14 protein-coding genes are annotated in these 12,630 nt (G+C 64.6%); 8 read left to right on the plus strand and 6 right to left on the minus strand.

Going from position 1 to position 12,630, the window contains the following annotated elements:
- Positions 1–2: 2 nt before the first annotated feature.
- Positions 3–980, plus strand: a complete 978-nt coding sequence (locus AAFM29_RS01165; protein WP_341710984.1) for a YeeE/YedE thiosulfate transporter family protein — start codon at positions 3–5, stop codon at positions 978–980.
- Here AAFM29_RS01165 and AAFM29_RS01170 read toward each other — a convergent pair.
- Complete coding sequence (locus AAFM29_RS01170) at positions 977–1,759, minus strand: enoyl-CoA hydratase (protein WP_341710985.1); 783 nt, start codon at positions 1,757–1,759, stop codon at positions 977–979. The genes AAFM29_RS01165 and AAFM29_RS01170 overlap by 4 nt on opposite strands.
- 82 nt (positions 1,760–1,841) lie before the next feature.
- Here AAFM29_RS01170 and AAFM29_RS01175 point away from each other — a divergent pair, with 82 nt between their 5' ends.
- Positions 1,842–2,621, plus strand: coding sequence for an SDR family NAD(P)-dependent oxidoreductase (locus tag AAFM29_RS01175; RefSeq protein WP_341710986.1), 780 nt, complete (start codon positions 1,842–1,844; stop codon positions 2,619–2,621).
- Between the two features lie 15 nt (positions 2,622–2,636).
- Here the strand turns inward: AAFM29_RS01175 and ung are convergent, their stop codons facing one another.
- A complete protein-coding gene (ung, locus tag AAFM29_RS01180; protein ID WP_341710987.1) occupies positions 2,637–3,317 on the minus strand; it encodes a uracil-DNA glycosylase in 681 nt (226 codons plus the stop codon).
- Positions 3,318–3,398: 81 nt separating this feature from the next.
- Here ung and AAFM29_RS01185 point away from each other — a divergent pair, with 81 nt between their 5' ends.
- From AAFM29_RS01185 to AAFM29_RS01200, 4 genes are read left to right on the plus strand one after another with little or no spacing between them, the layout of a single operon-like run.
- Positions 3,399–4,016, plus strand: coding sequence for a ribonuclease D (locus tag AAFM29_RS01185; RefSeq protein ID WP_341710988.1), 618 nt, complete (start codon positions 3,399–3,401; stop codon positions 4,014–4,016).
- 24 nt (positions 4,017–4,040) lie between these two features.
- Complete coding sequence (gene lptC, locus AAFM29_RS01190) at positions 4,041–4,709, plus strand: LPS export ABC transporter periplasmic protein LptC (RefSeq protein ID WP_341710989.1); 669 nt, start codon at positions 4,041–4,043, stop codon at positions 4,707–4,709.
- Positions 4,709–5,260: an LptA/OstA family protein gene (locus AAFM29_RS01195; protein ID WP_341710990.1), complete on the plus strand. Its 552-nt coding sequence runs from the start codon at positions 4,709–4,711 to the stop codon at positions 5,258–5,260. The genes lptC and AAFM29_RS01195 overlap by 1 nt, the downstream gene beginning before the upstream one ends.
- 9 nt (positions 5,261–5,269) lie before the next feature.
- The gene (locus tag AAFM29_RS01200) at positions 5,270–6,424 is read left to right on the plus strand and encodes a nucleotidyltransferase family protein (RefSeq protein ID WP_341710991.1); all 1,155 of its coding nucleotides are present in this window, start codon (positions 5,270–5,272) and stop codon (positions 6,422–6,424) included.
- Here the strand turns inward: AAFM29_RS01200 and holA are convergent, their stop codons facing one another.
- The 4 genes from holA to AAFM29_RS01220 are packed head-to-tail and all read right to left on the minus strand — an operon-like array spanning position 6,425 to position 10,982.
- The gene (gene holA, locus AAFM29_RS01205) at positions 6,425–7,468 is read right to left on the minus strand and encodes a DNA polymerase III subunit delta (protein WP_341710992.1); all 1,044 of its coding nucleotides are present in this window, start codon (positions 7,466–7,468) and stop codon (positions 6,425–6,427) included.
- Entirely contained in the window at positions 7,465–7,953 is a 489-nt protein-coding gene (gene lptE, locus AAFM29_RS01210; RefSeq protein ID WP_341710993.1) for an LPS assembly lipoprotein LptE, read from the minus strand. Before lptE ends, holA begins: the two co-directional genes overlap by 4 nt.
- The gene (gene leuS / locus AAFM29_RS01215) at positions 7,953–10,475 is read right to left on the minus strand and encodes a leucine--tRNA ligase (RefSeq protein ID WP_341710994.1); all 2,523 of its coding nucleotides are present in this window, start codon (positions 10,473–10,475) and stop codon (positions 7,953–7,955) included. The genes lptE and leuS overlap by 1 nt, the downstream gene beginning before the upstream one ends.
- 60 nt (positions 10,476–10,535) lie before the next feature.
- Positions 10,536–10,982, minus strand: coding sequence for a DUF3576 domain-containing protein (locus tag AAFM29_RS01220; protein WP_341710995.1), 447 nt, complete (start codon positions 10,980–10,982; stop codon positions 10,536–10,538).
- A 346-nt stretch (positions 10,983–11,328) separates the two neighbouring features.
- On the opposite strand from AAFM29_RS01220, the gene AAFM29_RS01225 reads away from it, so the two are divergent.
- Together AAFM29_RS01225 and AAFM29_RS01230 are read left to right on the plus strand one after the other, a co-directional pair.
- Positions 11,329–12,090 (plus strand): hypothetical protein, encoded by a 762-nt coding sequence (locus AAFM29_RS01225; RefSeq protein ID WP_341710996.1) that lies wholly within the window; start codon positions 11,329–11,331, stop codon positions 12,088–12,090.
- A gap of 131 nt (positions 12,091–12,221) precedes the next feature.
- A partial coding sequence (locus tag AAFM29_RS01230) for an SDR family NAD(P)-dependent oxidoreductase (protein WP_341710997.1) occupies positions 12,222–12,630 on the plus strand: 409 nt, incomplete at its 3' end.

Here is a 12,630-nt window from a genome sequence, read left to right on the forward strand (position 1 = left end):
CAATGAACGGGGTTTCGGACCTTTCCGCGTTGTCGCTGGCGGCGATCCCACTCGCCTTCGTGATCGGTTTTGTCTTGCGCCGGGGTAGCGTCTGCATGGTCGAAGGGGCTCGCCAGGCAATAGTCCTCGGTCGCTCCTTGCGACTCCGCGCCTTTGTCGTTGCTGCCGGGGCTGCCGGCGTGGTGATCCTGCCGCTGTCGTGGTTTCTTCCTTCGACCGGGATGCTCGCGCCGAGTTTCCCCATCACCCTGGGGACAATTGTGGGAGGTGTCCTGTTCGGCATCGGCGCCCGGATCAACGGTGGCTGCCAATTCGGCACAATCGGTCGGCTTGCAGGAGGTGAGCTGAATTTCCTCGTCACTTGTCTTGCCGGTGTGGTTGGCGCAATCGGCGCAATGCGTGCAAGCGACATGGCAACGCCGAGCGAGTCATTCTTGATGGATCCAAGCGTTCCCGGTTTTGCTGCCTTCCTGCTGTTCCTCGCTTTCGCCGCTCCAGCATTCCGTATCCGCTACTGGCGTGGCCTGGTTCGAGTCCTTGGCCGGCGCGACGCCCATCTCAGTCCGATCCCCGCCATGCTGGTGGTGGGTATAGCGGGAGGCGTTCTCTATACTCTGGCGGGTAGCTGGACCATCGGCTCACTCCTCAATCGCGAGGGAGCATGGCTGTTGGGCGATACGGCGAACCATGCTGACAGCAAAGCGTTGGCTGGCGCTCTCGCACTACTGGCGGGGGCAGCCTTTGCCGCAGTATGGACTCGCACCTTCCGCCTGCGTCCACCATCGCCGGCTGCACTGACTCGCAACGCGCCCGGGGGAGCCTTGATGGGCGCGGGCGCGGCAATGGTTCCCGGTGGAAACGGGACACTACTGCTCTACGCGATGCCGTCAGCCTCGCTCAGCGCATGGGTCGCCTTCGCCGTAATGACCATCGCAATCGCACTAACTTTCTTGCCCCAGCGCAAGATGCGCAGGGCCTAGCGCTGTGTCCGCCCCCGTGCCTGCACCGCAGCGCGGCGCGCTTCGACCTCTTCCGGGCTGACCGCGCTGTTGGCGGCGGAGGAGCGCTTGTGTTCGAGCGCCAATCCTTCGCCGAAGCTTGCGGCATAGCCCTCGTCGATCAGGGCCTTGTAGCCGGCGAGAAAGGTCGGATCGATGCTCGCCATATCGGTGGCCAGCCTGCGCGCCTCCACCAGCAAGTCTTCGGGCGCGACCACGCGGTTGACCAGACCCCAACGCTCGGCGGTCTCAGCATCGAGGAAGTTGCCGGTGAAACTCAGCTCCTTGGCGCGGCTTATGCCGATCATCCGGCTGAGCTTTTGCGATAGGCCCCAACCGGGCACGATCCCGACCCGTGCATGGGTATCGGCAAAGCGCGCATTGGTGCTGGCGATCAGCACGTCGCAGGCCAGCGCGACCTCGAAGCCACCAGTGATGGCCACGCCATTGATTGCACCGATCACCGGTTTGCGGCAGCATTCGATTGCCTTGACCGGGTTTTCGTCGGCTCCTTCGGCATTGGCGGCGCCCAGCGCGCCTTCCTGCGACCCGAGTTCCTTCAGGTCGAGCCCGGCGGTGAAGGCCCGCGTGCCGGCGCCGGTCAGGATCACCGCGCGCACCGCGTCATCGGCGTCGAGCGCAATCATCACTTCGTAGAGCCGGCGGCGCAGCGCCTTCGACAGCGCATTCATTGCTTCGGGGCGGTTCAGGGTGACGGTGGCAACGCCGTCGGCGATTTCGGTCAGGATCAGATCGGTCATGGACGAGAGATTAGCCAATCAGTTGCTGCTTGCAATCGTTTCGCCACTGGCGTTGACTGTCACCCGAGAGGAGAGACACGCAATGGCATTCAAACCCTTTGACCTCACGGGCAAGACCGCAGTGGTTACCGGCGGCAATTCCGGGATCGGGCTCGGCATGGCGGAAGGGCTGGCCGCGGCCGGCGCGGATGTCGTGATCTGGGGCCGCGACGCGGCAAAGTCCGAAGCGGCAGTCGAGAAACTGCGTGGCTACGGGACGAAGATTGAAGCGCTTGCGGTCGACGTGACGGACGAGGCAGCGGTGGTCGATGCCATGGCGGAAAGCCTCGCGCTATTGGGCCGCATCGATTGCGCCATTGCCAATGCCGGGGTGGGCGGCAACGCGCCGCTGATCGAACAGACGACCGAAGCCTGGCGCAAGATCACCACGGTCAATCTCGACGCAGTGTTCTGGACTTTTCGCGAGGCGGCCAAACACATGGTAGCCCGCGCGGAAGCGGGCGACACGGGAGGTTCGCTGGTGGCAACCGCCTCGGTCGCAGCGATCCATGGCCCGCCCGCGAACCAGGCCTATGCGGCAACCAAGGCTGGTGTGCTCGGCATGGTTCGCAGCACGGCGGTCGAGCTGGCAAAATACGGTATCCGCGCGAATGCGGTGCTGCCCGGCTGGATCGCGACCCCGATGACCGAGCGACTCCAGGCCTGGGATACCTTCAACAAGAAGGCGATCGGCCGCGTACCCATGCGTCGCTGGGGCGAGGGCGAGGATTTCAGCGGAATCGCGGTCTATCTCGCCAGCGATGCAAGCAGCTTCCACACTGGCGATTCGCTGGTGATCGACGGTGGCTATACGATCTTCTGACCCAGGACCTGCGCGTCATACCTGCCAGTCGATCGTCTCGCGCCCATGCGCGGCGAGGAAACTATTGGTCCTGCTGAAAGGCTTGGAGCCGAAGAACCCGCGATGGGCCGACAACGGGCTGGGATGCGGGCTTTCGATGATGCAATGCCTGCCGTCGCTCAGGCCGCCGATGCGCTTGGCCTTAGCCTGGGCATGGCTGCCCCAGAGGATGAATACCGATGGTTCCGGCCTCGCTGCCACCGCAGCCACGCAGGCATCTGTGATCGCATCCCAGCCGCGCCCGGCATGACTTCCCGCCCTGCCCGCCTCCACCGTCAGCGTGTTGTTGAGCAACAGCACGCCCTGGCGCGCCCAGTGGCTAAGGTCGCCATGGCGTGGGCGCGCAATGCCAAGGTCGCTCTCCATTTCCTTGTAGATGTTGGCGAGGCTGGGCGGGACCTGAATCCCGTCCGGCACGGCGAAGCACAGCCCCATCGCCTGACCGGGGCCGTGATAGGGATCCTGCCCAAGGATCACGACCTTCACTTCATCGAGCGGGGTCAGTTCGAGCGCGGCCAATCGCGCGCCGCGCGGGGGATAGATCGGCTTGCCCGCCTGTTCCTCCGCGCGCAGCCAGCCGCCCAGCCGCCGCGCCTCGGGCGTGGCTAGTACAGGGTCGAGCACAGGCTTCCAGCTGAGGGGGACCGCGTCAGTCATCGCGGCTACTTTGGCGTGGCTTGCATTCCGCCTCCAGTGCGCCCTTCCCTACAATCCCCAATACGCCTAAGGCGCTGACCCATGGCAGTTCATTTTCACGAAGAAGACTTGCCGGCAGGCGTGCTGGCGGACGGACCGATTGCGGTCGACACGGAAACCATGGGGCTGATCACCGCCCGCGACCGGCTGTGCGTGGTCCAACTAAGCGACGGCAAGGGTGACGAACATCTCGTCCGCTTCGGCCCGAACAGCACATATGACGCGCCCAATCTCAAGGCCGTTCTGGGCGACCCGAGCCGCCTCAAGCTCTATCATTTCGCACGCTTCGATCTCGCCGCGATCGAACATTACCTCGGGGTGATGGCCACCCCCTGTTATTGCACCAAGATCGCCAGCAAGCTGGTGCGCACCTATACCGATCGCCACGGGCTCAAGAACCTCATCGAGGAATTGCTCGGTGGGACCATTTCGAAGGCCCAGCAGTCGAGCGACTGGGGTGGCCCCGAGATTACCGAGCCCCAGCGCGAATATGCCGCGAGCGACGTGCGTTACCTGCACCGGTTGAAGGACGAGCTCGACCGTCGGCTGGTGCGTGAGGGGCGCATGGCAATCGCCCAGGCCTGCTTCGACTTCTTGCCCACGCGGGCGCGGCTGGACCTTGCCGGCTGGCCCGAGCACGATATCTTCAGCCACATGTAAGGCTGGCCGAGGCAGACGAGCGAAATGGCAACCTCGCAGCGCAGGATCGAGACGCAGGAAGCGAAAGTGCTCCGCGATCGGCGCCAACATTGGGCCGAACCCGGTGGCACGCATGACCGGCTGGTTCACTTCCTGGCGCGCGCCCTGCCGATGGCAGTCGGCGTGCTGGCCGCGCTGATGGTCGTGACCCCGCTTGGCCCGCGCGGCGAAGTGAGCTTCCTGCTCGATCGCGACAAGGTGGCAATCATCAAGGAGCGGCTGCGCGTCGACAACGCACTCTACCGCGGCGAGGACAAGGAAGGTCGACCCTTCTCGCTCACCGCGGGCGAAGCCGTCCAGCGCTCCAGCCGCGAAGGGATCGTACGCATGAACGATCTCGTCGCGCGACTACTACTCAATGACGGTCCGGCGCGCCTCACAGCAGAAGCGGGGCAATATAACATCGACCAGGAAAAGGTTTCCATCATCGGACCGATGAGGATGACCGCCGCCGACGGCTATCGCATGCTGGCCCGCGACGTTTCGGTCGACCTCGCAACCAAGACGCTGCTGGGCGAAGGCGGCGTCGATGGCGAGATTCCCGCCGGCACCTTCAGTGCCGATCGCTTGACCGCCGACCTGTCGGCACGCACCATTACACTATCCGGCAATGCGCGATTGCGCATGGCACCGGGAAAACTGAGGATACCCTGATGACCGCGCTTCGTTCGACCATTGCCCGCTGGGGCGCCGCCGGGTTCCTCGCCACCGCCATCGCCTTGGGCGGTGTGCAACTGAGCGCGCAGGCCATCGCCGGGCACAATTCCAACGCCCCTGTTTCCTATGCCGCAGATCGCATCGAACTGCAGGATCGCGAGAATCGTGTCGTGCTTTCGGGCAATGTCCAGATCACCCAGGCGGATCTGTCGCTCAATGCGGCCCGCACGATCGTCAACTACTCGGACGAGGGTAATCTCAGGATCCAGCGAATCATGGCAACCGGCGGGGTCGACGTACAGCGCGGCAACGAACGTGCACGGGGCGACACGGCGGTCTACGACTTCAATCGCCGGATCATCACCATGGCCGGCAATGTCCGGCTCGACCGGGGTGGCGACACGCTCAATGGCGGGCGGTTGGTGATCGATCTTGCCACCGGCCGGTCGAGCGTCGATGGGCGCGCCAGCGGATCGTCATCGGTCAGCGGCGCCACGACCAATTCGTCGGGACGCGTGAGCGGGACCTTCTCCGTCCCGCAAAACTGAGGCGCATCGGTGGCTGGGCCGCCGCTCGAGAACCTGCTGGTTCGCTTGGCGGGCGGCCTGGACCCGGATCTTGACGAACTGGCAGGCATCAGCCCCGCGCAGTGGGCCGAACTCGACCGCCGGGCTGCGCATTATCGAATCCAGCCTTTGCTCCATCACCGTCTGGGCGACTGTACCGCAATCCCGGGTGACCTGCGGCTGGACTGGGCCGATGCCTATCGCGCCAGCGCCATCTCCGCGCTGGCGCACAAGGCCGAGCTGGTCGCCATCGTGGGAGCGCTGGCACGCGCTGGCATTGATTCGATCGCGCTCAAAGGAGCCTGGCTAGCCTGGCATGCCTGGCCCGATCCCGCGCTGCGTCCCCTGCGCGATCTCGACCTGCTCATTGCCGAGGGGAAGGTGCTCGACGCCCGACGGCTCTTGTTGACGCTAGGCTATGTCGAGATCGGGACCGAGGGCCTTTCCGCGGAGCAGTGGAAGCAGCGCTATCACCAGCTCCCCCCGCTCGTTTCCCCAAGCGGGATCGTGGTCGAACTGCACCACCGGCTATGGATCGAAGACTGGCGGACGCCGCACTTACCCGATGAAGTTTTCCTGCGCGCATTCGCCGACCCCGAGTATCCCGGGCTGCGCTATCTCGACCCGATCGACCAGTTGCTGCACCTCGCGGTCCACGCCTCCGTCCACGCATTCGATGGTGGCCCCTTGATGCTTGCCGACTTCGAGCAGCTGGCGCGGGAACACAGGTTCGACTGGGACGCCGTCTGGGAACGGGCGAACACCGAAGGATGGGATAGGGTCGCCGCGCTGGCGATTGCGGCAACGCGGCGTTGGACGGTCGGAGGCCGTGCAAGCCTGCCAGATCCGCCCGTGAGTGTACCAGCGGAGGTCCTCGACGATCTTCCCTTGCTCCTGGCCAAGGCGCCCGAGCGGATCGGGAGCGACCAGACGGCGGCGCGGCTGGCTCGCAGGGACATAGGCTGGCGCGAAAAATGGCGCCGCGCCCTCCTCCGGCGCGAACGACATGAAAGCCTGCGATCATGGCTCGGCTGGCTGACGGGCGAGCTGCTAAATGCAGTCAGGGCGCGGCTGGGCGGGAATGCAGGGCGCGGCGCCAGATTGGTTGTTCAGCTCAACGCCTATCTTTCGGTCCGCAAGCCCTAGTCAGCGCCTGCCCTTGGCGAGCTGGGCGATCAGCGTGAGCTGCTGGGCAAGCAGCAACTCGGCCGCCTGGCTGTTCGTCAACAGGTCCCGATGCAGCTTCACCAGTGCATGTGTCAGCCGGTCGAGCAAGTTGCGCTGGCGCCATATGGCGAGTTGCTGGCCGATCTCGCGCTCTTCCTTCCAGAAGATCCCGAGGCGTGCCTTCTCACCCTTGTCCAGCGCACCATAGGGTCGCGGTCCCAGCGCCGCGGCGATCCGCGCCAGCTGCGCCGCGCGACGTTCGAAGGCGAGCAATACGCCAACCGGGTTGAGGCCCAACTGCTTCAGGCGGGCAATCTCCGGGGCGACCCGGTTCCCCTGCCCGCCCATCACCGCGTCGACCAGCGGCATGAACCCATCCTCTTCGCTCGCCGCCCCAACCGCGTCGATATCCTCCGCACTGGCCGTGCAGGGGCTTTGCGGGCTGGCGTCGAGATAGGTCGCAAGCTTGGTGATCTCGCTCTGCGCCAACCGGACATCGAGATTGGCAGCACGCGCGATGCGTTCGGCCAGATCTCCCCCAAGCCGCACGCCTGCGGCATCGCCCATCGCACGCACGCTTTGCGAGACCGAACGCAGATCGGGCGGATAGAACAGGGCGACCAGCGCGTCCTTGCGCTTCTCCAGCAATTTCGCCGTGCGCGACTTGTCGGTCGCCGCAGCGGCAATCACGATCACCGGGCAAGCCGAGCCCGCGCCGGCATCACCCGTCTCGATCAGCGTCTCGATCGCTGCAAATGCATCGTCGCCATTGGCGCGTACCCAGATGTGGCGCTGGTCGCCGAACAGCGACGTCGATCGGGCCTCATCGCCCAAGCTCGCGGGATCGCCGCGCAGGTCTGCGCCCGCCATTTCGACGCGCTCACCCGGTTCGGGCAGCCAGGTTACGAGGTCGCGCGCGGCAGCGCTCGCCCCCGCCTCGTCCTGCCCACAGAAGAAGAAGATCGAGCAGGCTTTTGCCGCATCGCGGCCCTTGGCGGCGAAATCGCGGCTGGTGAGCTTCACTGCTGCTTGCGCAGCGTCAGGGCCACGCGCGTGACGATGCGTTGCGCCACATCCCGGGCGAGATTTTCGAGCGCCGTCTGCTCGGCCGCAATCGTCGCGTATTCGCTCGAGACGACGTCGATACCCGCATCCGATGCGGCGGTTGCATCGAGCAGTATCTCGCCGCTCGACAGGTCGATCAGCTGATAACGCGCGCGCAGCGTGCGGCGTTCGCGGCTGATCGTATCGTCGCGCAGCACGCCGAGCCCGTCGAGCTGGTCGTCGAGCCGCACATCGAGCCGATACTGCGGAGTTTCGGCACCGGCCGCGCTGAGCCGGTCATTGAGCGCATTGCGCACCAGCCAGCCCGCCTGCCCCTCGATCGCAGGTACATCAACCGCAGCCAGACCGCGCGCGACTGCGCCGTTGCCGCCGCCGGCATACATGGGTTGCAACCCGCAGGCGGAAAGCGCGAGGCTGGCGAAGAGAAGGGCAATGCGACGCATCAGGTTACGATATTCACCAATCTGTCGGGCACCACAATGATCTTGCGCACAGCTGCCCCGGCAATCGAGCGCTGTACGTTTTCCGAAGCCAGTGCCAGCGCCTCGAGATCCTCCTTCGATGCGCCCTTGGGGGCAGTCAGCGTGTCGCGCAGCTTGCCCATGTGCTGGATCGCAATGGTCACTTCATCCTCGACCAGCAGCGCGGGATCGACTTCGGGCCAGTCGGCGTCCGCAACCATACCCGCCTGGCCGACCGCGGCCCAGGCTTCCTCCGCCAGATGCGGCATCATCGGGGCCACCAGCTGCACCAGCGTGCGGATCGCGGCAGAGCGGCTGGCCGATGGCTGCGCCTTCTCGACCGCACCGGTCAGTTCGTAGATCCGCGCCACCGCCTTGTTGAAGCCCAGGCCTTCGATATCCTGCGCCACCGCAGCGACGGTCTGGTGCGTCTTGCGATCGAGCGCCTTGTCCTCGCCCGTCGCTTCCGCCTCATATTGGCCGAACAGGCGCCACAGGCGGTGAACGAAACGCGAGCAGCCTTCGATGCCCGCTTCGGACCACGGCAGATCGCGTTCGGGCGGGCTGTCGGATAGCATGAACCAACGCACCGCATCGGCGCCGAAGCGGTCGATGATCGTGTCGGGATCGACCACGTTCTTCTTCGACTTCGACATCTTGATCACGCGGCCGATGGTCACCGCTTCACCGCCGTCCCTCAGCGTCGCGCCTTCGCCCGTGCGGATCACTTCGTCGGGACTGTAGAAGACGTCACGCTCGCCCTCGCGACGCGAATAGGTTTCGTGCGTGACCATGCCCTGCGTGAACAGCGAGGCGAAAGGTTCCTTCACGTCGACCAGGCCGATGCGGTTGAGCGCACGGGTCCAGAAGCGCGCGTAGAGCAGGTGCAGGATCGCATGTTCGATGCCGCCGATATACTGGTCGACCGGCAGCCACTTGGCCACTTCTTCGCTGTCGAACGGCTTGTCGGCCGGCTGGCTGGCGAAGCGCAGGAAATACCACGAGCTGTTGGTGAAGGTGTCGAGCGTGTCGGTCTCGCGTTCGGCCTTGCCGCCGCATTTGGGGCAATCGACATGCTTCCACGTGGGGTGGCGCAGCAGCGGGTTGCCCGGGGTCTGGAAATCGACGTCCTCGGGCAAGGTGACCGGCAGCTGATCCTTGGGCACCGGCACCACGCCGCAGCTGCCGCAATGGATGAAGGGGATCGGCGTGCCCCAATAGCGCTGGCGCGAAACGCCCCAGTCGCGCAGGCGCCATACGGTCTTGCCCTGTCCGCGTCCTTCCGCCTCTATGCGCCGGATGATCTCGCGCTTGGCGTCCTCCACGCTCATGCCGGTGATGAAGTCCGAATTGACGATCACCCCATCGCCCGGCTCGGCTTCGCCAGCGAAAGGCTTGGCAGCCTCTTCGACGCTTGTCGCGACTACGCGCGGGATCGGCAGGCCGTATTTGGTGGCGAATTCGAAATCGCGCTGGTCGTGGCCCGGCACCGCCATGATCGCGCCCGTGCCATAGTCCATCAGCACGAAATTCGCGATATAGACGGGCAGGTATTCGCCGGTGAACGGATGCTTCGCGCCGATGCCGGTGTCGAAGCCGAGCTTTTCTGCAGTCTCCAGCTCAGCAGCGGTAGTGCCGCCCTTCTTGCATAGCTCGACGAACTTCGCCGCATCGCAATTTTGCGCGGCCACAGCCTGTGCGATCGGATGATCGGCGGCGACCGCAACGAAGCTCGCGCCGAAGATCGTGTCGGGGCGGGTCGTGTAGACCGGCAGGGATTCGCCATTCGACAGGTCGAAGCTGAACTCCAGCCCACGCGACTTGCCGATCCAGTTCTCCTGCATCAGCCGCACCTTGTCGGGCCAGTTTTCGAGCGTACCGAGGCCTTCGAGCAGGTCTTCGGCAAAATCCGTGATGCGCATGAACCACTGGTTCAATTTGCGCCGTTCGACCTCCGCGCCCGAGCGCCAGCCCTTGCCGTCGATCACCTGTTCGTTGGCGAGGACGGTCATGTCGACCGGATCCCAGTTGACCTCGCTTTCCCTGCGATAGACCAGACCCGCCTCGTACATGTCGAGGAATAGCGCCTGTTCGTGGCCGTAATATTCCGGTTCGCAAGTGGCGAGTTCGCGGCTCCAGTCGAGCGCGAAACCGAGGCGCTTCAGCTGCGCCTTCATGTGTTCGATATTGGCGCGGGTCCAGCCGCCCGGATGGACGCCCTTCTCCATCGCCGCATTCTCGGCCGGCATGCCGAAAGCATCCCAGCCCATCGGGTGGAGCACTTCGTGCCCGGTCGCTTTCTTGTAGCGCGCCAGCACGTCGCCCATCGTGTAATTGCGGACATGGCCGATATGGATGCGCCCCGAAGGATAGGGAAACATCTCGAGCACGTAGCTCTTGGGCTTGTTCGAATTGCTATCGGCGCGGAAGGTCTGCGCCTCCTCCCACGCTTTTTGCCATCGCGCGTCGGCGCTGGCCGGATCGAAACGGGTATCGCTGCTCATGCGAGCGGCCTTACGGATTTTACGTGGTTTGGGAAGGACCCGCGTGCGCCGGGTCCGTTATCAGTTGATCGTGTGGCGGCGCAGTTCGCGCGCCTTGGTGAGGATGATGTCCTCAAGCTTCTGCACGGTCGCAGCTTGCACCGGGGCATCGACCCAAGTGCCACCCTGGCTCACCTGCCGACTGGCGGCCACACGCAATGCGTCCGCGCGCAGGTCGGAATCGAGAATGGTCACGGTCACCTTGACGCGTTCACCGGGGTTGCTGGGGTTAGCATACCAGTCGGTCACGATCACGCCGCCATTGCTGTCCGCCTGGAGCAATGGGGCAAAGCTCACCGTTTCCAGCGAAGCACGCCACAGATAGGAGTTCACGCCGATCGTGGTGATCTGCGCCGCAGCGAGGTCCGCCTTGGGGCGTTCGCGCCCGCCGCAGGCCGCGAGGCTGGCCGTGGCAGCAATGGCCAGGGCGAAGATGGCAGGGCGGCGTAGCTGGGCAAGAGCGATCATGTCGGTCCTTGGTATCAATCCGGTTTTACGGCTCTATAGAGCCTGCACGCAGGGGGGCAAGCCATGCCGACCGGCCTTGGCGAATGGGTGCCACATGCACGCGCGGGGGGTGAATGGTGGCTGAACCCCGTTACCGGTTGAGGCCGGCAATCCCCCGGTCTGTTGAAGCCACGCAACAGTTGTACGGATTCGTCCATTGTGGCTGTGGAAAAGCTGGTGTCCGACCGACACGCACCCTAGCTTCCTTGGGAGTCGAATACGTTCGGATCGAGTCGGGTCAGCTGCGGTTCAGCAGTGTGCCCATAAGACTTCGAGCCGAATGTTTGGCAGAGGTAATAGAGTCGACATGGCACGCAGCCGCAACATGACGAGCACGAAGCGGGCAATTCCCGCCGCGCTCGCTGCTGCCGGCCTGGCCCTGGCGATTCCGGGCGCAGGCCTTGCGGTCGTTTCGGGCAGCGATGGTGCGGCGCAGGACGCCTCGTTCGGATCGCTTCCCTTCACCCCTGCCGGCGCTGACCCGCGGCTGGCACGCCGGGTCGCCGCGATTATCGGTGAGGACGGATTGCGCTTCACGCCTGCCACCAAGCTTCCGCGCGATGGCGAACGGACAGTGACGGTTGCGGTGCGCATCGATGGGGCCACTGCCCGCGCCATTTCGGTCCGCGACGCGATCGACAGTGCCTCGGCAGAGAGCAGCCGCAATACCGCACTGGCCATCGCACCGACCAGCTACAATCTGGGTATTGCCCGCGGTTATCAGAGCTTCGCCCAGGCGACCAAGCCGGTTGAACTTCCCGGGACCCTGCGCGATGTGGCCATGCCCGACCTGTCGCAGTTCCGCCCTGAGAAGGAACGGACTGGCAAGCCGAGCCGCTTCCAGTCACAGATCGCCCTGACCAACGAACAGAGCGCCGGACGCGCGCCGCGTACGCTGGAAGGCGCAGGCCAGCAGAGCGTCGATCTGCGCACATCCTATCGCGTGGGCCGCAATCTCGATGTGACTGCGGGTGTACGCGTATCGCAGGATCGCAATCGCCTGGCACCGTTGACCGATGGGGTCGACGACGATCAGGCGGTCTATGTCGGAACGCAAATCCGCTTCTGATCCCTCCCGCTGCGGTGGGCAAATCCAAGAATACGATTGAACACTCCGCGCAGCGGGCGATTGCCTTTGCGCGGTAACATCTGCACGCCTAAGACCAAGAGAAACGTTACGGAAAGCTTGGGAGTGACGACATGGGACGTGTTGCAATCGTGACCGGTGGTTCGCGCGGAATTGGCCGTGCCATTTGCGAAAGGCTGCGCGACGAGCGCGGCTGCACTGTGATCGCCAATTATGCCGGAAACGATGATGCGGCGCGGGCCTTCACTGCAGAAACCGGGATCCCCACGATCAAGTTCGATGTGGGCGATTTCGACGCGGTGCAGGAAGGCTGCGCCAAGGTGGCCGAGGAATATGGGCCGATCGACATCGTCGTCAACAACGCTGGCATTACCCGCGACGGCACGCTGCTACGGATGAGTTACGAGGATTGGGATGCGGTGATGCGCACCAATCTTGGCGGATGTTTCAACATGGCCAAGGCGACCTTCCCGGGCATGAAGGACCGCGGTTGGGGCCGCATCGTCAATATTGGCTCGATCA

It is taken from the genome of Erythrobacter sp., from assembly GCF_038133525.1.
Taxonomy (GTDB): Bacteria; Pseudomonadota; Alphaproteobacteria; order Sphingomonadales; family Sphingomonadaceae; genus Qipengyuania.

Excerpts from the sequence above, each read along its gene's own strand:
- AAFM29_RS01225 (WP_341710996.1), top strand. The coding sequence starts at position 11,329 with ATGGCACGCAGCCGCAACATGACGAGCACGAAGCGGGCAATTCCCGCC.
- AAFM29_RS01195 (WP_341710990.1), top strand. The coding sequence starts at position 4,709 with ATGACCGCGCTTCGTTCGACCATTGCCCGCTGGGGCGCCGCCGGGTTC.
- AAFM29_RS01170 (WP_341710985.1), bottom strand. The coding sequence starts at position 1,759 with ATGACCGATCTGATCCTGACCGAAATCGCCGACGGCGTTGCCACCGTC.
- lptE (WP_341710993.1), bottom strand. The coding sequence starts at position 7,953 with ATGCGTCGCATTGCCCTTCTCTTCGCCAGCCTCGCGCTTTCCGCCTGC.
- AAFM29_RS01220 (WP_341710995.1), bottom strand. The coding sequence starts at position 10,982 with ATGATCGCTCTTGCCCAGCTACGCCGCCCTGCCATCTTCGCCCTGGCC.
- AAFM29_RS01185 (WP_341710988.1), top strand. The coding sequence starts at position 3,399 with ATGGCAGTTCATTTTCACGAAGAAGACTTGCCGGCAGGCGTGCTGGCG.
- AAFM29_RS01175 (WP_341710986.1), top strand. The coding sequence starts at position 1,842 with ATGGCATTCAAACCCTTTGACCTCACGGGCAAGACCGCAGTGGTTACC.
- AAFM29_RS01165 (WP_341710984.1), top strand. The coding sequence starts at position 3 with ATGAACGGGGTTTCGGACCTTTCCGCGTTGTCGCTGGCGGCGATCCCA.
- leuS (WP_341710994.1), bottom strand. The coding sequence starts at position 10,475 with ATGAGCAGCGATACCCGTTTCGATCCGGCCAGCGCCGACGCGCGATGG.
- ung (WP_341710987.1), bottom strand. The coding sequence starts at position 3,317 with ATGACTGACGCGGTCCCCCTCAGCTGGAAGCCTGTGCTCGACCCTGTA.
- lptC (WP_341710989.1), top strand. The coding sequence starts at position 4,041 with ATGGCAACCTCGCAGCGCAGGATCGAGACGCAGGAAGCGAAAGTGCTC.